Here is a 22,510-nt window from a genome sequence, read left to right on the forward strand (position 1 = left end):
GGAAAATCCAGCGTGTCATCTATCTATTGCGACTATCGGCGGCCGTGCAAGTCTTGCCCCAGCGGCAGGACGGCAAAGATTTGCCGTCGAAATCCTTCCCGCGATGCCAGCTCAGGCAATGCCGTCCTGTCATCTCGGCGAAACCCAGGCTTGTGGATTTTTGGCTTAGGATTGCTGCGATCAATGAAAAAATGCGGTCGTTAACAATCCCGTGATTAGCAGATTTTGCTATTTGTTTCTGCAGTTCGTCAAAGACCGAGAAATATTTTCTGCTTACGGTGGGGTAGGCAAACAGGGTGTTCCAAAGCCGGAAAAACGGTGCTTATATGCGCGCTTCGCGAGCCTATAGAGGGGCTTGGAAGAACATCAGGGAGTGCTCAATGAAAAAGAAACTGACTTTTGCAGCCGCGTTGCTGGCTGCAAGCGTCCTCGGCGGTGTGGCCAATGCCAAGACGCTGGTCTATTGCTCGGAGGCCTCGCCGGCCAACTTCGACCCGGGTACCACGACGGGCGGCAACGACTTCGACGCCTCGTCGCGCACCGTCTATTCGCGCCTGGTCGAGTTCAAGCATGGCGGCACCGAAGTTGTGCCCGGTCTCGCCGACAAATGGGAGATTTCGGACGACGGTCTGGTCTATACTTTCCACCTGCATCCGGGCGTGAAGTTCCAGACGACGGATTTCTTCAAGCCGACGCGTGATTTCAATGCCGACGACGTCGTCTTTTCGTTCGATCGCCAGTTCAACAAGGAAAACCCCTGGAACGGCGAGAAGTACCTGCCGAACCTGACCTGGGACTACTACACCGGCATGGACATGCCGAAATACGTCGCCAAGTGGGAAAAGGTCGATGACCTGACCGTGAAGCTGACGCTGACCGAGCCGAACGCGCCGATGCTGGCCAATCTCGGCATGGACTTCGCCTCGATCGTGTCGAAGGAATATGCCGACCAGCTGGAAAAAGACGGCAAGATGGCCGACTTCTCGACCAAGCCGGTCGGTACAGGTCCGTTCCAGTTCGTCGACTACCAGCTGGATTCGGTCATCCGCTATGCGGCCAACCCGGACTACTTCAAGGGCAAGGAAAAGATCGACGATCTCGTCTTCGCGATCACGCCTGACGCCACCGCCCGCATCCAGAAGGTGCTCGCCGGCGAATGCGATATCGCGCCCTATCCGAATCCTGCCGACATCGGCACGATCAAGGCCAACGCCGACGTGACCCTGATGGATCAGGCTGGCCTCAACATCGGCTATATGAGCTACAACACCACCATCCCGCCGCTCGACAAGCCTGAAGTGCGCCATGCGCTCAACCAGGCGATCGATCGGGGATCGCTCATCAAGTCGCTGTTCCAGGACGCTGGCGCCACGCCGGCCGTAAACTTGATCCCGCCGACCATGTGGTCGTGGAACAAGGACGTGAAGTCCGACGCCTATGATCCGGAAGCAGCCAAGAAGGTGCTGGCCGATGCCGGATTGAAGGAGATCCAGCTTTGGGCCTCCGACCGCGTCCGTCCCTACAACCCGAACTTCCAGCGCGCCGCCGAACTGATCCAGGCTGACTGGGCGAAGGTCGGCGTCAAGGCGGAAATCGTCAGCTACGAGTGGACGAAGTACCGCGAGGAAGGCAAGAAGAAGGAACGGCCGGGCGCCTTCCAGATCGGCTGGACCGGTGACAATGGCGATCCGGACAATTTCTTCGCCACGCTGTTCGCCTGCTCGGCCATCGGCGTGTCGAACTACTCCAGCTGGTGCGACAAGGACTTCGAGGATCTGATCCAGAAGGCCAAGAAGACCAGCGACCAGGCCGAACGCACCAAGCTCTATGAAGAGGCGCAGGTTGTCTTCCAGAAGCAGGCTCCGGCCTTCCTCATGGCACACAGCCAGGTCTACGCAGTCGTGCGCAAGAATGTCAGCGGCTTCATGATGGACCCGCTCGGCATTCATCGCTTCGACGGCGTCGACAAGGCCGAATAGAACTGTTAGGCGGGCGGCGCGCAATCAGGCGCCGCCCGCTTTTCAAGATGCTCCGATATCTCTTCCACAAAATCGTCTTGGTGCTGCCGACGCTGATCGGCATCACCATCTGCGCCTTCGCTTTCGTCAGGCTGCTGCCCGGCGATCCCATTCTTGCCATGGCCGGCGAGCATGGCGTGTCGCCCGAGCGTTACGCGGAACTGAAGGAACAGTTCGGCTACAATTTGCCGATCTGGCAGCAATACGCGCATTATGTTCGCGATGCCGCGACCGGTAATTTCGGCGTGTCGATTTCGTCCAAGCGGCCGGTCATCGAAGATTTCATGACGCTCTTCCCGGCAACCATCGAGCTCTCAGTCTTCGCCATGATCTTCGCCATGATGCTGGCCATCCCGGCCGGCATCATTGCTGCAGTCAAACGCGGCTCCTGGTTCGACCAGGGGCTGATGGGCACCGCCCTTGTCGGCTATTCCATGCCGATTTTCTGGTGGGGCCTGCTGCTGATCATCTTTTTCTCCGGCTATCTCGGCTGGACCCCGGTTTCAGGCCGCATCGGCCTTCAGTTCTTTATCAAGCCGATCACCGGCTTCCTGACCCTCGACAGCCTGCTCTACGGCAAATGGGATGCTTTCCGCTCGGCATTGAGCCACCTGGTGCTGCCGACAATTGTGCTCGGCACCATCCCGCTGGCGGTGATCGCGCGCCAGACGCGCTCGGCCATGCTCGAAGTGCTGGGCGAAGACTATGTGCGGACCGCCCGCGCCAAGGGCCTGTCGTCGTCCCGCGTCATCGGCGTGCATGCGCTGCGCAATGCGCTGATCCCGGTGGTCACCACCATCGGCCTGCAGGTCAGTACCCTGCTCGCCGGCGCCATTCTCACAGAAACCATCTTCGCCTGGCCGGGCATCGGCAAGTGGATGGTCGAATCCATATCCAAGCGCGACTATGTCGTCGTGCAGTCAGGCTTGCTGCTGATCGCCCTTATCGTCATGGCGGTGAACCTGATCGTCGACGTGCTTTATGCCGTCATCAACCCGCGCATCAGGGCGGCGTGATGAGCCAGTCGACCGAAATCGCCCCGATGGCCGCCGGCAACCCTGACCGACTGACCGGCTTCAGGACTTTCTGGCACTATTTCTCGGTAAACCGCGGCGCCGTCATCGGCCTGTTCGTCTTCATCCTTTTGGTGCTGGCCGCGCTCTTTGCACCGCTGCTCGCGCCCTATGCGCCCGACATCCAGGACAAGACAGCTTTCCTGCGTCCGCCGGCCTGGCAGGCAGGCGGCAGCATGGAATATCTGCTTGGCACCGACGCGGTCGGCCGCGACATGCTCTCGCGCCTGCTCTATGGCGCGCGTTTCTCGCTGCTCATCGGCGCCGTCGTGGTCACGCTGGCGCTTGTCGGCGGCATCACGCTCGGCCTTTTGGCCGGCTATTTCCGGGGCTGGGTCGACGTGGCGATCATGCGGGTCATGGATCTGATCCTGTCCTTCCCGTCGCTGCTCTTGGCGCTGGTTCTGGTCACCATCCTCGGCCCCGGCCTGTTCAACGCCATGCTGGCCATCGCGCTTGTCCTGCAACCCCACTTTGCCCGTCTGGTGCGCGCTGCCGTCATGGCCGAAAAGAGCCGCGAATATGTGGTCGCCGCCAAGGTCGCCGGCGCCGGCCATATAAGGCTTATGCTGCGCACCATCCTGCCCAACTGCCTGGCGCCGCTGATCGTGCAGGGCACGCTGTCCTTCTCCAACGCCATCCTGGAGGCGGCCGCTCTCGGCTTTCTCGGCCTTGGCGCCCAGCCGCCGACACCGGAATGGGGAACCATGCTCGCCTCGGCGCGTGAATTCATCCTGCGCGCCTGGTGGGTGGTGACCTTCCCCGGTCTGGCCATCCTCATCACCGTGCTTGCCATCAACCTGATCGGCGACGGTCTGCGCGATGCGCTCGATCCGAAGCTGAGGAGGTCGTAATGGCGCTGCTCGACATCCGCAATCTCGTCGTTGAGTTCCAGACCGCATCCGGCCCGTTCCGCGCGGTCGATGGCGTCTCGCTCCATGTGAACGAACGTGAAGTGCTGGCCATCGTCGGCGAATCCGGCTCCGGCAAGTCGGTGTCGATGTTGGCTGTGATGGGGCTGTTGCCGTGGACGGCGACGGTCACTGCCGACGAGATGAGCTTCAACGGCCGCGATCTCCTGAAGATGAGCCCGGCCGACCGGCGCAAGATCGTCGGCAAGGACATGTCGATGATTTTCCAGGAGCCGATGGCCAGTCTCAATCCGTGCTTCACCGTCGGCTTCCAGATCGAGGAGGTGCTGCGCTTCCATATGGGCATGGACAAGGCCCAGCGTCGCGAGCGCGCCATCGAATTGCTGACGCAGGTCGGCATTGCCGAGCCGGCCGAACGGCTGAACTCGTTTCCGCACCAGATGTCGGGCGGCCAGTGCCAGCGCGTGATGATCGCCATCGCCATCGCCTGCAATCCGAAGCTTCTGATCGCCGACGAGCCGACCACCGCGCTCGACGTTACCATCCAGAAGCAGATCCTCGACCTGCTGGTCTCGCTGCAGGTCAAATACGGCATGGGCCTGATCATGATCACCCACAATATGGGCGTGGTCGCCGAGACGGCCGACCGCGTCATCGTCCAGTACAAGGGCCGCAAGATGGAAGAGGCCGACGTGCTGTCGCTGTTTGAATCGCCGAAGAGCAATTACACCCGCGCGCTGTTGTCGGCGCTGCCGGAAAATGCCGTCGGCGACCGGCTGCCGACCGTCTCGGACATGCTGTTCGAACCGGCTGCCGGGGGCGTCTGATGAGCATCAAGGTCGTCGAAGGCAAGGACATCGTGCGCGACTATCACGTCGGCGGCGGCCTGTTTCGCGGCGCGCGCACCGTGCATGCGGTCAAGGGCGTCTCGTTCAGCGTCGACAAGGGCAAGACGCTGGCCATCGTCGGTGAATCGGGCTGCGGCAAGTCAACGCTGGCGCGCATCATCACGCTGATCGATCCGGCAACGTCGGGCGAACTGTTCATCGACGGCAACAAGGTCGACATCGCAAGGAACGGCCTGACCAGGGAGATGCGCCGCAAGGTGCAGATCGTCTTCCAGAACCCTTACGGATCGCTCAATCCGCGCCAAAAGATCGGAGATGTGCTGGGCGAGCCGCTGCTCATCAACACCGACAAGCCGGCCGAAGAGCGGCGCGACCTCGCCATGAGGATGCTGAAGAAAGTCGGCCTCGGAACCGAGCACTACAATCGCTATCCTCACATGTTCTCGGGCGGCCAGCGCCAGCGCATCGCCATTGCCCGCGCGCTGATGCTGAACCCGAGCCTGCTGGTGCTTGACGAACCGGTCTCCGCGCTCGATCTTTCGGTGCAGGCGCAGGTGCTCAACCTGCTCGCCGACCTGCAGGACGAATTCCAGCTGACCTATGTCTTCATCAGCCACGATCTGTCGGTCGTGCGCTACATCGCCGACGATGTGATGGTGATGTATTTCGGCGAAGCCGTCGAATACGGCTCGCGCGAGGAGGTCTTCGCCGACCCCAAGCACAACTACACCAGGACGCTGTTCGCCGCGACGCCGCGCGCCGACGTCGCCTCGATCAAGGCGCGGCTGGCGAAGAAGAAGGCCGCCTGACCTCCCACCGAGAATTGTTTTTGAACAATCGGAAATGCGTCGCGGCGGTGGTTTGCCGGCAGGATTGATCGCGATCTGCGAGCTGCCGGGCGCAAGCCGCGTCGCAGGTTGGGGTGCGCCCCATCACTCACCCGCTCCGTGCTGGTAAAGCTCGTCCATGCTGAGCATTGCCAGGGTTGCGAAGGGGGCCTGTTTTTTCACCCGACCGCGGCTCAAGATCACCACGTCGTCGCAGAACGATATGGTGCTGTAATGATGACTGATGACAATGGTGGTGCGGCGGCCGGCCCGCGATTTCAGCGTCTCGACAATAGCGGCTTCTGACAACCCATCCACCGCACTGGTGGCTTCGTCGAGGATGAGAATATCGGGATCGCGCACCAGCGCCCGCGCCAGGGCGATCCTTTGCCTTTGTCCGGCTGACAGGTTGATGCCCCGGTATCCGACCAGTGTCGCGTAGCCCTGCGGCAGGTGCTCGATGAATTGATGTGCCTCGGCCAGCCTTGCGGCGCGCATGGCGTCGCTGGCCGACGCCGTGTCGTAGCCGTAGATAATGTTTTCAAAAATGGTGCCATCGACCAGTTCCAGCTCCTGACTGGCCAGGGCAATGTTCCGCCGCCACTGGCTTGGGTCCACTTCATCGAGCGGTGCCCCATCGACGAGGATCCTGCCGCTGTCGGGTTTGACGAAGCGGCACAGGAGATTGACGATCGTCGTCTTGCCGGCGCCCGAGCGGCCGATCAGCGCCGTCGAGCGGCCGCTGCGGATGTCGAACACCGCCTTATGCAGCACCGCCTCGCGCGCGTCGGGGCCTGACAGGGGACCGGAATAGGCGAAGCTCACATCATCGAAGCTGATCCCTTGGCGCAAGCCGTCGAACGGCAGGCTGCCCTGCGGCGCCTCGGGCTTGTCGGAAGGATCGAGCAGCCATTGTACCTCCTCCAGCGAGCCGCTCATGCCTTGCAACTGACTCCAGGACATCTGCAAGGCCCGCATATGCGGCTGCAGTCGGTAGAGCAGGATGAGGAAGGCGACGGTCAGCGGGAAGCTTACATTCGCCAGCCAGGCTCCGATCACCACCGCCAGGAACAGCATCGCGTGCAATACCTCGGTCAGTGGCGGCAAGACGCCCTGGCGGATTGAAAGCACGAAAGCCGCCCGCCGCACCCCGTCGGACGCTTTGGCGAAGACCGCCTTTTCACGGTTCTCCTGCCCGAAGATGCGAATCAGGCGCCCGGCATGCACCAGATGCAGCATCTGCGACGCCAGTGCGCTGTTGCGCGAGACGACGCTGCGGCTCGGCGCCTTCAGATTGGACGACAAAACCCCGTGCGCCAGCTGGACAAGCGCCAGCCCTAGAGTCACCAGCAGCGTCATCTGCCAAGAGAGGAGCAGGAGGAAGGCGAGCAGGATGACGGCGGCCGAGGCACTGACGATCGCGCCGAGCAGGGCCTGGATAGCGTCGGATGCTCGCCAGGATTCGTTGGAGATGATGTTGAGCAGCCGCCCGGGGCTTTGCTGCAGGAAAAAGGGGTAGCCGACCCTGAGCAACTGCTCCGACAGTGCGCTACGGATCGAATAACCTGCCTTGCCGTAGATGTAGCTGGTCAGCAGAGTGTTGGCGAAGGCAAAGACATTTTTCAGTACGATCGAACCGAGGATCGCGGCCGAAATGGCGATCAGCCGCTGGCGCTCGCCGAGGTCCGCTCCAACCTGCTGGAGGAGGGCGGAGAAACCGGCCATGCCTGATGTTTCGCCACGTCCCATAATGATGCCAAGCAGCGGAATGATGAGACCGATGCCGAGGCCTTCCAGCGCGGCGCCCGCAAGCCCGAGCCCCACCACGACGGGAACGAGCCGCAACAGCCTGCCACCAAGCGCGCGGCGCAGCATTGGCAGGGCTGACGGAATCAGTGACATTATCGCGCTCTGGCCTCCGCATTGGCTTCGCTGGCTTGTCGGTCGTGGCGCAGCGGCAGCCGTTTTGGCCATCCCATCATGACGAGCAGCGCAAATCTGGCGGCACCTGCCAGATTCATAACGACAATAGGCCAGTGCGACAGATCGAGGTCGCGGTCAAAGCGAGGACGGCCCGCCAGTTCCCTGAACGCGGCCCGCGCAGACCAATAGACATGGCGAAGCAGCCAAGGGGCGTGGCGGACATGTTTCAGGCACAGCGCACCATTACCGAGGCTATAGTCGCGGTGCAGCCTGTCGATCGACTTGCGGTCTCGCCGGCCGTGATGATGCAAGACCGTCATGTCGGGCACGTACTCGACCGGCATGCCGAGCAGCATCGCCCGCACGAGATAATCAGTATCTTCAGCCGAGCGTAGCGGGCCGCCAGCGCCGAAGCGTTCGTCGAACGAGCCGATGCGGGCCGCGACGTCGCGGTGCATGGTCATGTTGCAGCCGAGCACGAAGCCGCCGGGGTGGACCGCCGGGGTCAGCCGCTCGCTTGCCTCGCGGAGCTTTATGGTGAAGGGCAGGTCCCGGGCATCACCGAGCTCGACCCGGCCGCCGCGGATCAGCCACTTCTCGCCACTCCGGTAGTGCCGCTCCAGGTCGCGGAGATAGTCGCGGTCGAGCTTGCAGTCGTCGTCGACGAAGACCAGCACGCGGCCTCGCGCTCGCGCCAATCCGGCATTGCGGGCAGCGGCTAGTCCGGGGCGAGTCTCCGAGACGGCTGTGACTGGGATGTCGGAAGTTTCGGCGATAGCGGCCAGCCGCTTTGACGTGCCGTCCCGTGAACCATTATCGACCACCACCAACTCTGCCGCGAAGGTGGCGTGCACCCGGCATGCGGCCTGGATCGAGGCTATGCAAGCCTCCAGCACAGCGGCGCGGTCGCGCGTGCAGACGATGAAACTGACCTCGAGCGACGGCCGCTCCGATCGGGGAGATGTCGGGACAGGCGCACTCGCAAACTGGTGATCGCGCAGGAGCGGGTGGGGCCTGCCGGTCATACCAGTCCCCGCTGATAACGCGCAAGCACCGCTTCGGCCGGCGTGGTTTTGAAGAAGTAGGCCACCGCGTCGGCCCGCTTTCCGGCCCTTATCGAGAGCAGGCTGAGCCAAGGCGCCCAGACGCCGGGACGCAGCGCATATTGTTCGCGGCGCCGGATGAAATTCCATCTCGCCGTCCGCGTGAGCAATTCGTGGGTCAGCGGCGGTTCTCCTTCGTCGCCGACGAGTTGGTAGAGGAAATAGAACAGGTTCAGCGCGCCTGCCTCGAAGCTTGGCCGTGTGTCGGTCGGAAGCTCGGAAATCCGCTCTTCGAGCGCACGGATGAAATCGGCTGCGCGCGAAACCGTGTCGAAAGAGACGGCCTCGCCGATGTCGCGCAGATCCGCTGTGGTTTCCGCAAGCCCCTCACGCTCGAGATTTTCGGCCACGATCCGCAAATGCGTCCTGCGCATTTCCTTGGCATGCCGCATGGTCACGCTTCCCGCATGGATGCGATAGACGAGCAGGCTATCGGGCAATATGGTCGCCGGGAAACGGCCGGCAAGCCGTCTGAAGAGATCGAAATCCTCGGCATGCCTATATTTTGGATCGTAATAGAGATCGTTGTTCCCAATAACCTTCCTGTTATAGATCACCGTCGGATGTAAGAATATCGTAAAGAACATCGACAATATGTCGAGCCGGCCGAGCCGGAACACCGGGTCTAGCCTGCCTTTGGCGATACGGCCGTGAAGCAAGGTATCAACGCAGGCGCCGCAGAAGCCGAGATCGGGCCGCCGCTCGAACAGTGCGACCTGGCGCGAGAGGCGCCGGGGATAGGCGACATCGTCCGCATCCATTCGCGCAACAAGCTCGCCCTGGGCCAGTCGTAGCCCTTCATTGAGGGTGGCGACGAGGCCGCGGTTCTCACGCGAGATGACAGAAACGCGATTGTCTGCCCTGCGGTATCGTTCGAGAATCTCGAGCGAGTTGTCAGTCGATCCGTCATCGATAGCGATGACCTCCAGGCGATCGTAGTCTTGCCGCAGAATGCTCTCCAGCGCAGCGGTGAGATAAGGCCCGGCATTGTAGACCGGCAGCAGGACGGAGACGAGCGGCGCGGTGGTCATCTCTGCGCATCCGTTCGCCGGAGTTCGAGTGCGGCGCGGCCATCGGGGGATCCGCCGGGATAGGCGTCCGCCGCCCTGCCGAGCCAGCCGGCATCGCCAGAGCGTGCCTGGGAGCGGCGGCGCGCTACATAGGGGAAGCGGCGCTTGAGGCCGTTGAGCGGCTTTTCGAAAGTCGTCCACGAGATCGAAGCGACGGCGATCGTGGCGGCGCTCGCGACCAGGAAACGCCCTGGCCCCTGCTCCGAGACATTGAGCGGGATCCAGGGCTGTGACTTGACGGCGAGCGACAGAAGGATCGGATGGTAAAGATAGACGCCGTAGCTGATGCGGCCCAGTGACAGCAGCGGTGGCAGTTCGAAAACCCTGCCGAGGACGCCGCCAAGGCCGGCTGAACAGGCGGCCACAACGGCCACCAGCGGCACCAGGGGCAGGATCTGCAGCAACGCCCAGCGGGCCCATTCCAGCATAGGATCGGCCGGCGCAGGGATAAGCCACTCAATCGCCAGGAAGACAGCCGCAAGGGCTGGCCAGCCTAGCCGCATCCATTGCGGCAGGCCGGCGCCTCTGGTCCGCCGGCAGGCAAGCAAAGCACCAAACGCCAGCGCGTCCATCGATGCTGGCGGCAGCAGGTCGCGCGCTAGCGCCGGGGTGGCGGTGATCGGCCAGTAGAAGCGATAGGCCAGCGACAACAGGATGACGCCGATAGTGATCGCTTCCACCCGCCGGCGGGGTGCGAGAAGCACGACCAGCGGCCAGGCGATATAGAACTGCTCCTCGATGCTCAGGCTCCAGAAATGGCAGAGTAGCCAGGGCGTCCATTCGTTGCGCAGCGCGTACCAAAAATTCGACAGGTAAAGCGCATGCCAGACGAGCGATCCACTGGACTGCTCCAGATCGGTCAGCCAGACGAACCCAAGCACGGCGAAATAGGGCGGGAATATGCGCAGCGCGCGCCTGATGTAGAAGGAACTCAATGCAGGGCCGGCTTTGAATTCGGCCGCGGCGCGCGCTTCGAGCAGCAGTCGTGTGATCAGGAAGCCGCTCAGCACAAAAAAAAGCCGCACCCCGATGTGGCCCCAAAAGGAGGACCCGTTGGGTGCAAGGAAATGGGAATAGAGAACCATCGTGACAGCGATGGCGCGCAGAGCGTCCAACTGATTGTCACGCGCGACCGCCATCAGCCATTTCCGCCGGTCTGAAATCTCCGATGAAGCCAGCGGCCCTGCATTCCGGGCCTCAGGTCGAGGCCTGCCAGCGTCGAGAGTGCGCCGACAACATCAAACCCGCGCCTTTTGCGCGGGGCAGCCTCGAAATCGGTGCTGGCCAGCGAAAAATTCAAGCTGATCAACTTGGCGGAATCCTCCACGGCGCACTTCCCAGTACCAAATCCCCCAAGAAATGGTGCAACCGGGCAATGGTGCAGTGCAACACAAAATATCTATCGAGCTGTAATATTTGTGTGAGTTAGTGCTAAAAACGGGTATGATTTGCGAGTGCGTTGCGTCGCTGAGGGTTTTTCACGTCCGCAATGCTGTACGAGAAGTGGTACCATGTCAGAAAAGACACGGTTTAATTACACAACTATAATCCGAAGTGTCTGATATAGGTCAAAATTGACGAAGATTATTCTAAGGTAGTGGTTTTGTATCTTATAAATTATGCTTGTAGTGTCGGGTTCTCTAGGTTATCGATCTTGCGCGATGCAGCATAGTCGATGGTCAAGCGTCTGACGACGCAATCCTGTGGCGGCGGCCATATGGCGCATGTCGACGAGGCAGACAGGAAGTGCCGGTGTTGGCGTAGGGAGTGACGTGCATTAGCCTTGCACCTGCCGTCACGCTTGCGTCGGATGGAGAACTGGTGCCGCTTAGGTGACTCGAACACCTGACCCCATCATTACGAATGATGTGCTCTACCAACTGAGCTAAAGCGGCCCGGGAAGCGCGAGGTTCCAGGATCGGCTGGGTGATAGACTCAACCGGCCGCTAATTCAAGATGGGCAACCGCGATTTCGAGCCGGCATCCGGCAATTCGTCCCGGCATTTTCCATTGGCGCGCAATGAGCCACCGCCTCATTTGCTTTTTCGGCTACGCGGAGACGTCGCGGTGGACTGCGCACAAACTGCCCGGCAAGGCGGCAAAACCGACTGATTTTATTGCCAAAACGCATCGAAATGGGCCTTGAACAGGCCTGTAAGGCAGAATGCGGGCGCTCGCCCGTTGATTGATTGGTCTCCTGCGGCTAACGATCATGGCAATGTAAGCGAACGGACAGGGGAAATTCGCTTGGACGCGATCGAAAAAGCGATCCGCAACGCCTTCGAGAAAGGCAACGCCGAGGACCGGGCATTTCGCGAGAGGGTCTATCGGTCGGCTTTCGCGGCGCTCGACCGCGTGCTCCAGGCCAATCCCGGCGTGACGGTGGAAGCCGCCATCAAGCGCCGCAAGGCGATCCAGGAAAAGATCGCCGAGATCGAATCCGAATTCCTGCCCGCGGTCCCCGATGTCGCCGCGCCGACGCAGAGCGCTGCGCAGACACAAGATACCGCGCTGACGCAACGCGTTGCGCAGCCGCAAGACGCCGTACAGGGCGCCGCCGAAGCGCCCGCGGTCGATGCCCCGACAGGTGTCGCGGCCGGACCGTCGCCGGCGATCGTCGTTGATGAACCGGTTCAGCCCGAGGCATCCGACGCGCCGCGTTCGCGCGTGCTGCCGGTCGTCCCCGACATCATGCCTGACGCCACGCTGCCCGGCGCCCCGGCGATCGATATGGCCGATTCCGCGCCGGCCGAGGCCGCGGCGGAAGTGGCGCCTGACCGTGATGAAAGGCGGATAAGGGGCCGCCGCCTGCCGCTGACGGCGATCTTCTTTGGCGTGACGTTGCTCGCCGCCGCCGGCATCGGCCTCTATTTCGCCGTCCAGACCGGGGTCTTCAAGACCCCGGCGCAGCTCGACACGGCGCCGCCCGAAGCGCCGCCGACCGTCGACGATGACGACTTCACGCCGCCTGCCGATACAACTGAGCCGCAGCAGCCTGGCGCGCCGCAGCAGCCTGGTGTCGCCGAACAGACGCGCGACTGGATCAACGTGTTTACACCCACCGATCCAACGCATGTGGCGACCCCGTCCGACGCCAAGGCCGATGTCGTGCAGGACGACACCGGCTCCTTCCTGCGCATCCGCTCCGGTGCTTCCGGCTCGGCCATCAGCTTCGATGTCGGGCAGGGCGTGCTGGAGAAGCTTGCCGGCAAACATGCCGTGTTCGACATCGTCGCCCGCGCCGAGGACGGCAAGGACACGCAGATCTCCGTCGACTGCAATTTCGGCGATCTCGGCGACTGCGGCCGCAAGCGCTATGCGGTCGGCCAGCAGCGTAACGAATATCTGTTCGACGTGAAATTCCCTGACAAGCCCCCGGGCGCCGCCGGCAGCATCGCCATCAACTCCGACTTCGACAAGCAGGGCAAGGCGGTCGACATCTACGAGATCCGCGTCTCGATCGAACCGTGAGCGCTGCCTAGCGATCCAGCAGCGCCTGCAGCGTCTCGATGCGGTCGGCTTCGGCGGTCGGCTTGTCCCAGCGCAGCCGTGAGATGCGGGGAAATCGCATCGCAACGCCGGATTTGTGGCGGGTCGAACGGTTGAGACCTTCGAACGCCACCTCCAGCACCAGGCCTTGGCTGCGGTCGGCGCGCACCGAGCGCACCGGGCCGAAACGCTCGACCGTGTTGTCGCGGACAAATTTGTCGATCTGCTTCAGCTCCTCGTCGGTGAAGCCGAAATAGGCCTTGCCGACCGGCACCAGTTCCTCTGCGCCTTCCGGCCCCGACCAGACGCCGAACGTATAGTCGGAATAAAAGCTTGACCGCTTGCCATGGCCGCGCTGCGCATACATCAGCACAGCATCGACCGTGTGCGGATCGCGCTTCCACTTGAACCACGGGCCTTTCGGCCGTCCCGCAAGATAGGGCGAATCCCAGCGCTTCAGCATCACGCCTTCGATGATCGGGTGCGGCGGCGCGCGGCGCAGTTCCTCCAGCGTTTGCCAATCCGGGAATTCGACGAATGGCGACAGATCGAAACGGTGCGGGTCCAGCGTTGTGATGAAGGCCTCAAGACGGGCCCGCCGCTCGCGGAAAGGTAGCGCGCGCAAATCTTCGCCGTTGATCTGCAGCGCATCGTAGCAGCGCATGAACGCCGGGTATTGCTGCTGTATCTTCGGGGCCACGCTCTTGCGATTGAGCCGCTGTTGCAGGTCCGAAAAGGTGCCGGTCGCCGCGGGCTCGCCGACCAGCAATTCACCATCGAGCGCGGCGGAAAAATCCATTGCCTGGGCGAGATCGGGGAATGCGCCGGACACATCGTCGCCGGTGCGCGAATAGAGCCGGCGCACGCCGCCCTCGCACACCGCCTGAACGCGGATGCCGTCCCATTTCCATTCCGCGGCATAGTCGGCCGGATCGAGCTTTTCGAGGTCGCCGTCGCCGACCGGGTTCGACAGCATCACCGGACTGAACAGGGCAAGTGCGGTCCGCTTCGGCTTCTCGGCCTTGCCTTCCAGCCACGCGAACAGCGAGATATAGGGCGGCGTCAGCCCGTGCCACAGCTCCTCGATCTTGGCGACATCGACCTTGCCGAAATCGGCCAGCGCCTGTTTGGCCAGCCGCGCCGAAACGCCGATGCGCAAGCCGCCGGTGACCAGCTTGATGATGGCAAAGCGCGCTGAAATGCCGGCGCTGTCGAGCAGCCCGGCCAGCACCTTGGGTCCGTCCGAGCGGCTCGCCGCCTGCAGCTTCGCCACGACGTCGCCAAGCGTCGGCTCCCGGTTGGGGATATGTCCCGGCGTTTGCGGCCAGACCAGCGACACGGTTTCAGCGAGGTCGCCGACATAGTCGTAGGAATAGCCGAACAGCACCGGATCCATGCGCTCGGTGACCAGCGTGCGCAGCATCGCCGGCTTGACCGCCGCAATGTTGAGGTCGCCGGTGATAGCCGCCAGCGCCAGCCCGCGGTCGGGGTCCTCGACGCTGCGGAAATAATCGACGAGCAGCGTCAGCTTGCCATTGCGCGACGGCGTCAGCACCAAGCGGTCGAGGAGTTCGGCAAAGCGGTTCATGGATGCAAGGACCGCGTTGACGGCAGAGGTTTGCGTTCTGGCACACCCCCCTCTGTCCTGCTGGACATCTCCCCCGCAAGGGGGGAGATTGGCAGCCTTGATCTTGCCGCCCATCTTGCGAGGTTGGCGATTGGCGAAAGGGGAGGTGACATCTGATCTCCCCCCTTGCGGGGGAGATGGCCGGCAGGCCAGAGGGGGGTGGGAAGGATCGCCGCGCCGGCGATTTCTGGATCAAAAATCACCATCAATCGCCCTCGTCCTCATAGCCCACAAGGTGCAGTGGCCTGGCGGCGATGCCTTCCAGCTCGCACCAGCGCACCAGCGCTTCCTCGCGGCCATGCGTCACCCAGATTTCGCCGGCGCCCGTCTCCTTGACGGTGGCGGTCAGTTCGTCCCAGTCGGCGTGGTCGGAAATGATCAGCGGCAGTTCGACGCCGCCTTGCTTGGCGCGCTGGCGGATGCGCATCCAGCCCGAGGCGAAGCACGAGATCGGGTCGGGAAAGCGCCGCGCCCAGCGGTCGGCGAAGGCCGATGGCGGGCCGACAACGATGGCCCCGGTGAAATCCTGCTTGCCGCCGCTGTCGACGGTTGCCGGCTCCAGCGTGCCGAGGTCGATGCCCTGGCTCTGGTAATATTCGCTGAGCTTGGCCAGCGCGCCGTGGATATAGATCGGCCTGTCATAACCGGCATCGCGCAGCAGCCGCATCACCCGCTGTGCCTTGCCCAGCGCATAGGCGCCGACCAGATGCGATCGCTCGGGAAACTGCGCCGCTGATTTGAGCAAGCGGGCGATCTCCTCCGTGTCGGGCGGATGGTGAAACACCGGCAGGCCGAAGGTCGCCTCGGTGATGAACACGTCGCATTGGACCGGCTCGAACGGTGCGCAGGTCGCGTCCTTCTGGCGCTTGTAGTCGCCGGAGGCGACAATGCGCCTGCCCTTGTGCTCGACCGCGATCTGCGCCGAGCCCAGCACATGGCCGGCCGGATGGAAGGTGACGCTGACATCGTTCAGCGCCATCGCTTCGCCAAGCACGGCCGCTTGCGTTGTCCCGGCAAAATCCTCGCCATAACGCAACCCCATAATGTCGAGCGTCTGCTGCGTCGCCAGCACCGAACGATGGCCGGAGCGGGCATGGTCGGAATGGCCATGCGTGATCAACGCCCGGTTGACTGGCCGCACCGGGTCGATGAAGAAATCGCCGCATGGGCAATAAAGGCCTTCAGGCCGGGGATGGAGCAGGTCGCTGGCGCGCATCCAGTCAAGATAGTGGCTAATTCCAGCGCGGGAAGCCTGTTGCAAGAGACTGCTGACTCGGCCTACAGCCAGCCACCGGCCGCATCAGCAGGCGGGGCCATCGCCATGCAACCGCTGAAAATCTCGTCCGGCGACCTGACCGCCGACCGTCGCGCCGACTATGCCGAGATGCTTTTCGGCTCGGGCGACCACGCGGCAGCGGCGGAGCTGCTGCTCGGCGCGCTGGAACTGGCGCCGCAATGGGCGGCGGGCTGGTTCCGTCTTGGCGAGATGCAGGAGACGGCCGAGCGGCTCGACGTGGCGGCTCAAGCCTGGGCGACGGCGCTGAAACTCGACCCGGCGGATCGCCTTGGCGCTGCGCTGAAGCTGCAACTCATCGGCAAGGCGCCGGCTGCCGCAGCGCCACCCAGCGCCTTCGTCGAGACGCTGTTCGACCACTATGCCGAGACTTTCGAGGACTCGCTGGTCGACAAGCTCGGCTACCGGCTGCCGGAGTTTCTCGATCGCGCCATTCGCGCGGCAAGACCGGGCCGCTTTTCGCTGGCGCTCGATCTCGGTTGCGGCACCGGTCTGATGGGCGAGAAACTGCGGCCGGTCGCCGAACGGCTGGAGGGCTACGATATCTCCGCCGCCATGCTGAAAAAGGCCCGCTCCAAGGGCGTCTACGACCTGCTCGCCAAGGCCGATCTGCAGCATTTTGCCTATGCCGGGCCGAAAGCCGATCTGGTGGTGGCGGCCGACGTGTTCATCTATGTCGGCGCGCTCGATCGCGTGGTGAAGACCGTCGCCGGCATTCTGGCCACCAATGGCCTGTTTGCCTTTTCCGTCGAAACGCCAGCCAAGGGCGGGGCGGGCGGCGACGCCGGTTTTGCGCTGCAGCCGTCTCGTCGCTACGCCCATTCTCAAGCCTATGTCGAGCGGGTGCTTGCCGCAAACGGCCTGTCGGTGCTGTCGATGCAGCCGACCGTCATCCGCTGGGATCGCCGCCAGCCGGTCGGCGGGCTTGCCGCGCTGGCGGTGCCCTCGTCCAAGGGTTGATGTCTCGTCTTGTTCGAAAACGTGAATAGGATTTTTGCGGCTCGCGCGGCATCAGGTAGGATACAAGCCGAGAAAAGCCCTCGGCAGGCATTGAGGAGGAACACATGCGCTGGAACATGATGGTCTTGGCGTCCTGCCTGGCGATGGCCGGCTGCAGCAGCTCGATGTCGGAGCGGCAGGACCAGGACGTACAATCGTCGCTGCAATATGACAACGTGCCTTGCGACCAGTTGCTGGCGCAGCGCAACGAACTGGCGCAGCAATACCATCTGTCGACGGACGCCAAGCCGAGCTTCTCCAATCCGGCGATGGGCTTCGGCCCGTTCACGCCGGATATGCGCTCCAAAAGCAAGCGCGATACTGATCTGGCAAGTGGCAAGATCGACGCCATGAACCGCTCGATCGTCCGCCGCGACTGCGGCAAGCCCAACAAACAGAAGAAGTTCACCCTGCCGAGCTGAACCTGAACTTCCTCAGTACCCCGCCTTGCGGTCGACCACGTTATCAAGCTTTTCGCCGCGCTCGAAGGCATCCATCTGCCGCAACATGCTCGGCGCCAGGTGGACAGGGTCGGAGGTCGCCGCCGCGTGCGGCGTCACGAACACTTTCGGGTGACTCCAAAGCGGACTGGTCTTCGGCAGCGGCTCGACCTCGAACACGTCGAGGCTCGCCTCCTTCAGCGTGCCGTCGTCCAGCGCTCGCAAGATGTCGGCGTCCTTCTGCAGCCGGCCGCGCCCGGCATTGATCAGCACCGAGCCGCCGAGGCCGTTTCGCTTGCGCAATTCCTTCAGCACGCCGTAATTGATGATGCCGTGCGTGTCCGGCGTCAGCGGCAACAGCACCACCAGTATGTCGGTGGCGTTGAGGAAGGGGATCAGCCCGGCCTCTCCGGCATAGGTCGCAACGCCTTTCATGGCCTTGTCGCTCCGCGACCAGCCATTGACGGCAAAGCCGAGCGACAACAGCACCGATGCCGCCGCGCGGCCGAGATTGCCGAGCCCCATAATGCCGACCGAGATGTCACCGGCCGGCCGCTGCGGCGGTTCGTGCCAGGTCTTCTTCGGCTGCTGCGCACGATAGAGCATGCCCTGGCGGTGATGGTCGAGCACGCGCCAGACGACATATTCGGTCATGTACTGCGTCAGGTTCTCGGCGACCACTTTGACGATCGGCACATCGGGCAGGCCGGGATCGGCGAAGATGTGGTCGACGCCGGCGCCGATCGAGAAGATTGCGCGCAGATTGGGCAGCGATTTCAGTAGGTTCGGCTTCTGCTTCCACACCACCGCATAGGTGATCGACGGATCCGAAGCGCCGTCCGGCTCCAGCACCACTTCGCGCTCGGCCGACAGCAGCTCGCGCCAGCGCTGCGGATGAAAGCCGGTGACGGCAAGCAGGATTTTGCCTTTTTCCATTTGCGGATTGTATTCCCTGTTATTCGCTGACGATACCGACCGGCGCCGTCTCGATCTTGAACGCGGCCGAGATCAGCGCCTTCGTATAGTCGGTCTGCGGCCGCTCGAAAATCTGTTCGGAAGGGCCGGCTTCGACGATCTTGCCATTGCGCATGACGATGACGTCATTGGCAAGGGCGCGAATGACTTTCAGATCGTGGCTGATGAACAGATAGGCAAGGTCGTGCCTGGCCTGCAGATTGCGTAAGAGGTCGACCACTTGCGCCTGCACGCTCATGTCGAGCGCCGAGGTCGGTTCGTCCAGCATGACGAAGCGTGGATTGAGCACCATGGCGCGCGCAATGGCGACGCGCTGGCGCTGGCCGCCGGAGAATTCATGCGGATAGCGGTTCCTGGTCGCCGGATCGAGCCCGACCTCCTTCAGCACGGCGACGACCTTGTCGTCGCGTTGATCGGGCGACAGCTTCGGCTCGTGGATCTTCAAGCCTTCCTCGATGATCTCCGAGACCGACATGCGCGGGCTGAGCGAGCCGAACGGGTCCTGGAAAACGATCTGCAACTCGCGGCGCAGCGGCCGCATGGCGTTGAAGGAAAGCTGGTTGATGTCGCTGCCATTGAACTGGATGGTGCCGGTCGATGAGATCATCCGCGCCAGCGCCAGCCCGAGCGTCGTCTTGCCGGAGCCGGATTCGCCGACGACGCCGAGGGTCTGGCCGGCGCGCACGGTGACGTCGATGCCGTCCACCGCCTTCACATTGTCGACGGTGGTGCGAAAGAAACCCTTTTTGATCGGGAACCAAACCTTGATGTCCTTGCCGGTCATAACCGGCTTGGCGGCGTCGTTGGCGGCCGGCGGCTTGCCTTTCGGCTCGGCGGCGAGCAGGTGCTTGGTATAAGCGTGCTGCGGGTTGGCGAAGATGTCCTTCGTCGGTCCGGTCTCGACGATCTTGCCCTTGGTCATCACGCAGACGCGGTCGGCGATCTTGCGGACGATGCCGAGATCATGGGTGATGAACAGCATCGACATGCCCTTACGGCTCTTCAACTCCGCCAGCAATTCGAGGATCTGCGCCTGCACGGTGACGTCGAGCGCCGTCGTCGGTTCGTCGGCGATCAGCAGTTCCGGTTCGTTGGCCAGCGCCATGGCGATCATGACGCGCTGCCGCTGGCCGCCGGACAATTGGTGCGGATAGGCGTCGAGCCGCTTTTCCGGTTCGCGAATGCCGACCTCGTTGAGCAGCGCCAGCGTGCGCGCCTTGGCCTGGCGGTCGCCCATGCCCTGATGCAGCGCCAGGATCTCGACGATCTGCTGCTCGATCGTGTGCAGCGGATTGAGCGAGGTCATCGGCTCCTGGAAGATCATGGTGATCTTGTTGCCGCGCACGCTGCGCAACTGCTTTTCGTTCATCGCCAAAAGGTCGGCGCCCTGGAACAGGATCTTGCCCGAGGGATGGCTGGCCGTCGGGTAGGGCAGAAGCTTCAGCACCGACAGCGCCGAGACCGATTTGCCGGAACCGGATTCGCCGACCAGCGCCACCGTCTCGCCCTTGGCGAGGTCGAAGGAGATGTGGTCGACGGCTATCGACTGGTTGCCGCCTTGCGTGAAGGCAACGCTGAGATCGCGGACCGAGAGCAGGGGCTCGCTCATCGGAACGCCTTGCGCGGATCGAACGCATCGCGCGTCGCCTCGCCGATGAACACCAGCAGCGACAGCATCAGCGAGATGACCACGAAGCCGGATATACCAAGCCAGGGAGCGTTGAGATTGCTCTGCGCCTGTTTAAGCAGTTCGCCAAGCGAAGCGGTGCCTGGCGGCAGGCCGAAACCGAGATAGTCGAGCGAGGTCAGCGTCGAGATCGAGGCGCTGACCAGGAAAGGCATAAAGGTCAGCGTCGCGACCATGGCGTTGGGCAGAAGATGGCGCAGCATGATGGTGCGGTTGGACACGCCAAGGGCGCGGGCAGCGTTGACATATTCGAAGTTGCGAGCGCGCAGGAATTCGGCGCGCACCACGCTGACAAGCGACGTCCAGGAGAACAGCAGCATCAGCCCGAGCAGGATGAAGAAGCCCGGCGGCAGGATGGCGGCGACGATCAGCAGCAGATACAGCAGCGGTATCGCCGACCAGATTTCTATGAAGCGTTGAAAGAGAAGGTCGGTCCAGCCGCCGAAATACCCTTGCAGCGCGCCGGCGGCGACGCCGATAACCGACGAACCCGCAGTCAGGATCAACCCGAACAGCACGGAAATCCTGAACCCGTAGATGATGCGCGCCAGCACGTCGCGCGCCTGGTCATCGGTACCCAGCCAGTTCCAGTTGCCGACAATGCAGTCAGGATCGGCAGCGCCTTGCGGATATTGGCTGCATCGCCTCTGCGCGTCGTATTCCCATGACGGTTTTGCGGGAGCGGCGTCGGGGATCGCATTGTTGACGGTGCGGTAGGAATAGCGGATTGGCGGCCAGATCATCCAGCCATTGGCGTTGATCTCGTCGCGGATGACCGGGTCGCGATAGTCGGTGACGGCGTAGAAGCCGCCGAATTTTTCCTCGGGGTAGGCGACCGCCACCGGGAACAGGATCTCGCCTTTGTAGTAGGCGACGATCGGCCTGTCGTTGGCGATCAGTTCGGCAAACAGCGACAGCACGAACAGAGCGAGGAATATCCACAACGACCAGTAGCCGCGCCGGTTGGCCTTGAAGTTCTGCCAGCGCCGCTTGTTGAGCGGCGACAGCCAGGGGCGGGCGATCCTTGTCGGTGTGATCTCGGCTGCAGCTTGCGTCATCAGACGTCTCTCCGCTCGAAATCGATGCGCGGATCGACCCATGTGTAGATCAGGTCGGACAACAGCGTCACGAACAAACCAAGCAGCGAAAATATATAGAGGTTGGCGAACACGACCGGATAGTCGCGCGCCAACACGGACCTGAAACCGAGCAGCCCGAGACCGTCGAGGGAAAAGATGTTCTCGATCAAAAGCGAGCCGGTGAAGAAGGCCGAGATGAAGGCCGCTGGAAAGCCGGCAATGACGATCAGCATTGCGTTGCGGAACACATGTCCGTAAAGCACCCGCCGCTCCGACAGGCCCTTGGCACGGGCCGTCACCACATACTGTTTGCGTATCTCTTCCAGGAAGGAGTTCTTGGTCAGCAGCGTCGTCGTCGCGAAGGCCGACAGCACCAGCGCCGTCAGCGGCAAGGTCATGTGCCAGAAATAATCGACGATCTTGTCGGGCCACGACAATTGGTCCCAATTGTCGGAGACGATGCCGCGCAGTGGGAACCAGTCCCAGAAGGAGCCGCCCGCGAACAGCACCATCAGCAATATGCCGAACAGGAAGGCCGGTATGGCATAGCCGACGATGATCACGCCGCTGGTCCAGACGTCGAAGGCGGAGCCGTCCTTGACCGCTTTGCGGATGCCAAGGGGGATCGAGATCAGATAGGACAACAGCGTGATCCACAGCCCAAGCGAGATCGACACCGGCATCTTCTCCAGGATCAGGTCAAGAACCGAGATGTCACGGAAATAGCTGTCGCCGAAATCGAAGCGGGCATAGTTCCACAGCATCATGACGAAGCGTTCGAGCGGTGGTTTGTCGAAGCCGAATTGCTTTTCCAGCTTCTTGATGAATTCCGGATCGAGCCCTTGCGCGCCGCGATACTTCGAGCCGACGTCACCGGCCACATCGAAATTGCCGCCGCCTCCTGCATCGCCACCGCCGCTGCCGAGGCGGTCGCTGCCGCCCTGGTTGGTCAGGCTGGCGATGACCTGCTCGACCGGTCCACCCGGTGCGAATTGAGTGACGACGAAAGCAACCGCCATGATGCCGAACAGGGTCGGTATCATCAGCAGGATACGGCGCAGTATGTAGGCGCCCATCAGCTTTCACCCTCCCCCTTGTGGGGAGGGTCGATCCGCGAAGCGGGGCGGGGTGGGGGTAGTCTCGATCCGGCGTACGCCGTCACACCCCCACCCCGGTTCGCCATTCG

19 protein-coding genes and 1 tRNA gene are annotated in these 22,510 nt (G+C 62.7%); 8 read left to right on the forward strand and 12 right to left on the reverse strand.

Annotated elements, in window-relative coordinates; all coding sequences use genetic code 11:
- Nucleotides 1-380: 380 nt before the first annotated feature.
- The 5 genes from NKI37_RS12390 to NKI37_RS12410 are packed head-to-tail and all read left to right on the forward strand — an operon-like array spanning nucleotide 381 to nucleotide 5,620.
- Complete coding sequence (locus NKI37_RS12390) at nucleotides 381-1,979, forward strand: ABC transporter substrate-binding protein (protein ID WP_352788950.1); 1,599 nt, start codon at nucleotides 381-383, stop codon at nucleotides 1,977-1,979.
- A 47-nt stretch (nucleotides 1,980-2,026) separates the two neighbouring features.
- The gene (locus tag NKI37_RS12395; RefSeq protein ID WP_352788947.1) at nucleotides 2,027-3,034 is read left to right on the forward strand and encodes an ABC transporter permease subunit; all 1,008 of its coding nucleotides are present in this window, start codon (nucleotides 2,027-2,029) and stop codon (nucleotides 3,032-3,034) included.
- Nucleotides 3,035-3,060: 26 nt separating this feature from the next.
- Nucleotides 3,061-3,945: an ABC transporter permease subunit gene (locus NKI37_RS12400; RefSeq protein ID WP_050485757.1), complete on the forward strand. Its 885-nt coding sequence runs from the start codon at nucleotides 3,061-3,063 to the stop codon at nucleotides 3,943-3,945.
- Nucleotides 3,945-4,790, forward strand: a complete 846-nt coding sequence (locus tag NKI37_RS12405; RefSeq protein WP_023682051.1) for an ABC transporter ATP-binding protein — start codon at nucleotides 3,945-3,947, stop codon at nucleotides 4,788-4,790. Before NKI37_RS12400 ends, NKI37_RS12405 begins: the two co-directional genes overlap by 1 nt.
- A complete protein-coding gene (locus tag NKI37_RS12410; protein ID WP_023682050.1) occupies nucleotides 4,790-5,620 on the forward strand; it encodes a dipeptide ABC transporter ATP-binding protein in 831 nt (276 codons plus the stop codon). Before NKI37_RS12405 ends, NKI37_RS12410 begins: the two co-directional genes overlap by 1 nt.
- 123 nt (nucleotides 5,621-5,743) lie before the next feature.
- Here NKI37_RS12410 and NKI37_RS12415 read toward each other — a convergent pair whose 3' ends face one another.
- The 6 genes from NKI37_RS12415 to NKI37_RS12440 form a co-directional block, all read right to left on the reverse strand.
- Entirely contained in the window at nucleotides 5,744-7,540 is a 1,797-nt protein-coding gene (locus tag NKI37_RS12415; protein WP_027049321.1) for an ABC transporter ATP-binding protein, read from the reverse strand.
- On the reverse strand, nucleotides 7,540-8,586 hold the full coding sequence (locus NKI37_RS12420; RefSeq protein WP_352788944.1) for a glycosyltransferase family 2 protein: 1,047 nt from the start codon (nucleotides 8,584-8,586) through the stop codon (nucleotides 7,540-7,542). Before NKI37_RS12420 ends, NKI37_RS12415 begins: the two co-directional genes overlap by 1 nt.
- Nucleotides 8,583-9,695 carry a glycosyltransferase family 2 protein gene (locus NKI37_RS12425; RefSeq protein ID WP_023682047.1) on the reverse strand — a complete coding sequence of 371 codons (1,113 nt, stop codon included), beginning with the start codon at nucleotides 9,693-9,695 and terminating at the stop codon, nucleotides 8,583-8,585. Before NKI37_RS12425 ends, NKI37_RS12420 begins: the two co-directional genes overlap by 4 nt.
- Entirely contained in the window at nucleotides 9,692-10,873 is a 1,182-nt protein-coding gene (locus NKI37_RS12430; protein ID WP_023703507.1) for an acyltransferase family protein, read from the reverse strand. The genes NKI37_RS12425 and NKI37_RS12430 overlap by 4 nt, the downstream gene beginning before the upstream one ends.
- Nucleotides 10,873-11,061, reverse strand: coding sequence for a hypothetical protein (locus tag NKI37_RS12435; protein ID WP_023669500.1), 189 nt, complete (start codon nucleotides 11,059-11,061; stop codon nucleotides 10,873-10,875). The genes NKI37_RS12430 and NKI37_RS12435 overlap by 1 nt, the downstream gene beginning before the upstream one ends.
- Nucleotides 11,062-11,553: 492 nt before the next feature.
- Nucleotides 11,554-11,629 (reverse strand) — tRNA-Thr (locus NKI37_RS12440).
- A 352-nt stretch (nucleotides 11,630-11,981) separates the two neighbouring features.
- Between NKI37_RS12440 and NKI37_RS12445 the strand changes: the two genes are divergently transcribed.
- The gene (locus NKI37_RS12445) at nucleotides 11,982-13,205 is read left to right on the forward strand and encodes a hypothetical protein (RefSeq protein ID WP_352788941.1); all 1,224 of its coding nucleotides are present in this window, start codon (nucleotides 11,982-11,984) and stop codon (nucleotides 13,203-13,205) included.
- 7 nt (nucleotides 13,206-13,212) lie between these two features.
- Here NKI37_RS12445 and NKI37_RS12450 read toward each other — a convergent pair whose 3' ends face one another.
- Both NKI37_RS12450 and NKI37_RS12455 read right to left on the reverse strand, forming a co-directional pair.
- The gene (locus NKI37_RS12450) at nucleotides 13,213-14,811 is read right to left on the reverse strand and encodes a cisplatin damage response ATP-dependent DNA ligase (protein ID WP_352788938.1); all 1,599 of its coding nucleotides are present in this window, start codon (nucleotides 14,809-14,811) and stop codon (nucleotides 13,213-13,215) included.
- Nucleotides 14,812-15,055: 244 nt separating this feature from the next.
- The gene (locus NKI37_RS12455; RefSeq protein WP_023731394.1) at nucleotides 15,056-16,066 is read right to left on the reverse strand and encodes a ligase-associated DNA damage response exonuclease; all 1,011 of its coding nucleotides are present in this window, start codon (nucleotides 16,064-16,066) and stop codon (nucleotides 15,056-15,058) included.
- Between the two features lie 105 nt (nucleotides 16,067-16,171).
- Here NKI37_RS12455 and NKI37_RS12460 point away from each other — a divergent pair, with 105 nt between their 5' ends.
- Nucleotides 16,172-17,104: a methyltransferase domain-containing protein gene (locus NKI37_RS12460; protein WP_352794451.1), complete on the forward strand. Its 933-nt coding sequence runs from the start codon at nucleotides 16,172-16,174 to the stop codon at nucleotides 17,102-17,104.
- Nucleotides 17,105-17,208: 104 nt separating this feature from the next.
- Nucleotides 17,209-17,565, forward strand: a complete 357-nt coding sequence (locus tag NKI37_RS12465; RefSeq protein WP_023725789.1) for a hypothetical protein — start codon at nucleotides 17,209-17,211, stop codon at nucleotides 17,563-17,565.
- Nucleotides 17,566-17,577: 12 nt separating this feature from the next.
- Here NKI37_RS12465 and NKI37_RS12470 read toward each other — a convergent pair whose 3' ends face one another.
- Genes NKI37_RS12470 through NKI37_RS12485 form a run of 4 tightly spaced genes read right to left on the reverse strand, consistent with a single transcriptional unit; the run spans nucleotide 17,578 to nucleotide 22,400 of the window.
- Entirely contained in the window at nucleotides 17,578-18,519 is a 942-nt protein-coding gene (locus NKI37_RS12470; RefSeq protein ID WP_023696755.1) for a 2-hydroxyacid dehydrogenase, read from the reverse strand.
- Nucleotides 18,520-18,538: 19 nt separating this feature from the next.
- Nucleotides 18,539-20,167 (reverse strand): ABC transporter ATP-binding protein, encoded by a 1,629-nt coding sequence (locus NKI37_RS12475; RefSeq protein ID WP_352788933.1) that lies wholly within the window; start codon nucleotides 20,165-20,167, stop codon nucleotides 18,539-18,541.
- On the reverse strand, nucleotides 20,164-21,303 hold the full coding sequence (locus tag NKI37_RS12480; RefSeq protein WP_023730907.1) for an ABC transporter permease: 1,140 nt from the start codon (nucleotides 21,301-21,303) through the stop codon (nucleotides 20,164-20,166). The genes NKI37_RS12475 and NKI37_RS12480 overlap by 4 nt, the downstream gene beginning before the upstream one ends.
- Nucleotides 21,303-22,400, reverse strand: coding sequence for a microcin C ABC transporter permease YejB (locus NKI37_RS12485; RefSeq protein WP_023745250.1), 1,098 nt, complete (start codon nucleotides 22,398-22,400; stop codon nucleotides 21,303-21,305). Before NKI37_RS12485 ends, NKI37_RS12480 begins: the two co-directional genes overlap by 1 nt.
- Between the last annotated feature and the right edge of the window lie 110 nt (nucleotides 22,401-22,510).

The sequence above is a fragment of the Mesorhizobium sp. M0626 genome, assembly GCF_040320665.1.
Classification (GTDB): domain Bacteria; phylum Pseudomonadota; class Alphaproteobacteria; order Rhizobiales; family Rhizobiaceae; genus Mesorhizobium.

Excerpts from the sequence above, each read along its gene's own strand:
- NKI37_RS12415 (WP_027049321.1), bottom strand. The coding sequence starts at position 7,540 with ATGTCACTGATTCCGTCAGCCCTGCCAATGCTGCGCCGCGCGCTTGGT.
- NKI37_RS12395 (WP_352788947.1), top strand. The coding sequence starts at position 2,027 with ATGCTCCGATATCTCTTCCACAAAATCGTCTTGGTGCTGCCGACGCTG.
- NKI37_RS12430 (WP_023703507.1), bottom strand. The coding sequence starts at position 10,873 with ATGGCGGTCGCGCGTGACAATCAGTTGGACGCTCTGCGCGCCATCGCT.
- NKI37_RS12480 (WP_023730907.1), bottom strand. The coding sequence starts at position 21,303 with ATGACGCAAGCTGCAGCCGAGATCACACCGACAAGGATCGCCCGCCCC.
- NKI37_RS12455 (WP_023731394.1), bottom strand. The coding sequence starts at position 16,066 with ATGCGCGCCAGCGACCTGCTCCATCCCCGGCCTGAAGGCCTTTATTGC.
- NKI37_RS12400 (WP_050485757.1), top strand. The coding sequence starts at position 3,061 with ATGGCCGCCGGCAACCCTGACCGACTGACCGGCTTCAGGACTTTCTGG.
- NKI37_RS12460 (WP_352794451.1), top strand. The coding sequence starts at position 16,172 with ATGCAACCGCTGAAAATCTCGTCCGGCGACCTGACCGCCGACCGTCGC.
- NKI37_RS12465 (WP_023725789.1), top strand. The coding sequence starts at position 17,209 with ATGCGCTGGAACATGATGGTCTTGGCGTCCTGCCTGGCGATGGCCGGC.
- NKI37_RS12450 (WP_352788938.1), bottom strand. The coding sequence starts at position 14,811 with ATGAACCGCTTTGCCGAACTCCTCGACCGCTTGGTGCTGACGCCGTCG.
- NKI37_RS12405 (WP_023682051.1), top strand. The coding sequence starts at position 3,945 with ATGGCGCTGCTCGACATCCGCAATCTCGTCGTTGAGTTCCAGACCGCA.
- NKI37_RS12475 (WP_352788933.1), bottom strand. The coding sequence starts at position 20,167 with ATGAGCGAGCCCCTGCTCTCGGTCCGCGATCTCAGCGTTGCCTTCACG.
- NKI37_RS12410 (WP_023682050.1), top strand. The coding sequence starts at position 4,790 with ATGAGCATCAAGGTCGTCGAAGGCAAGGACATCGTGCGCGACTATCAC.
- NKI37_RS12420 (WP_352788944.1), bottom strand. The coding sequence starts at position 8,586 with ATGACCGGCAGGCCCCACCCGCTCCTGCGCGATCACCAGTTTGCGAGT.
- NKI37_RS12485 (WP_023745250.1), bottom strand. The coding sequence starts at position 22,400 with ATGGGCGCCTACATACTGCGCCGTATCCTGCTGATGATACCGACCCTG.
- NKI37_RS12425 (WP_023682047.1), bottom strand. The coding sequence starts at position 9,695 with ATGACCACCGCGCCGCTCGTCTCCGTCCTGCTGCCGGTCTACAATGCC.
- NKI37_RS12470 (WP_023696755.1), bottom strand. The coding sequence starts at position 18,519 with ATGGAAAAAGGCAAAATCCTGCTTGCCGTCACCGGCTTTCATCCGCAG.
- NKI37_RS12390 (WP_352788950.1), top strand. The coding sequence starts at position 381 with ATGAAAAAGAAACTGACTTTTGCAGCCGCGTTGCTGGCTGCAAGCGTC.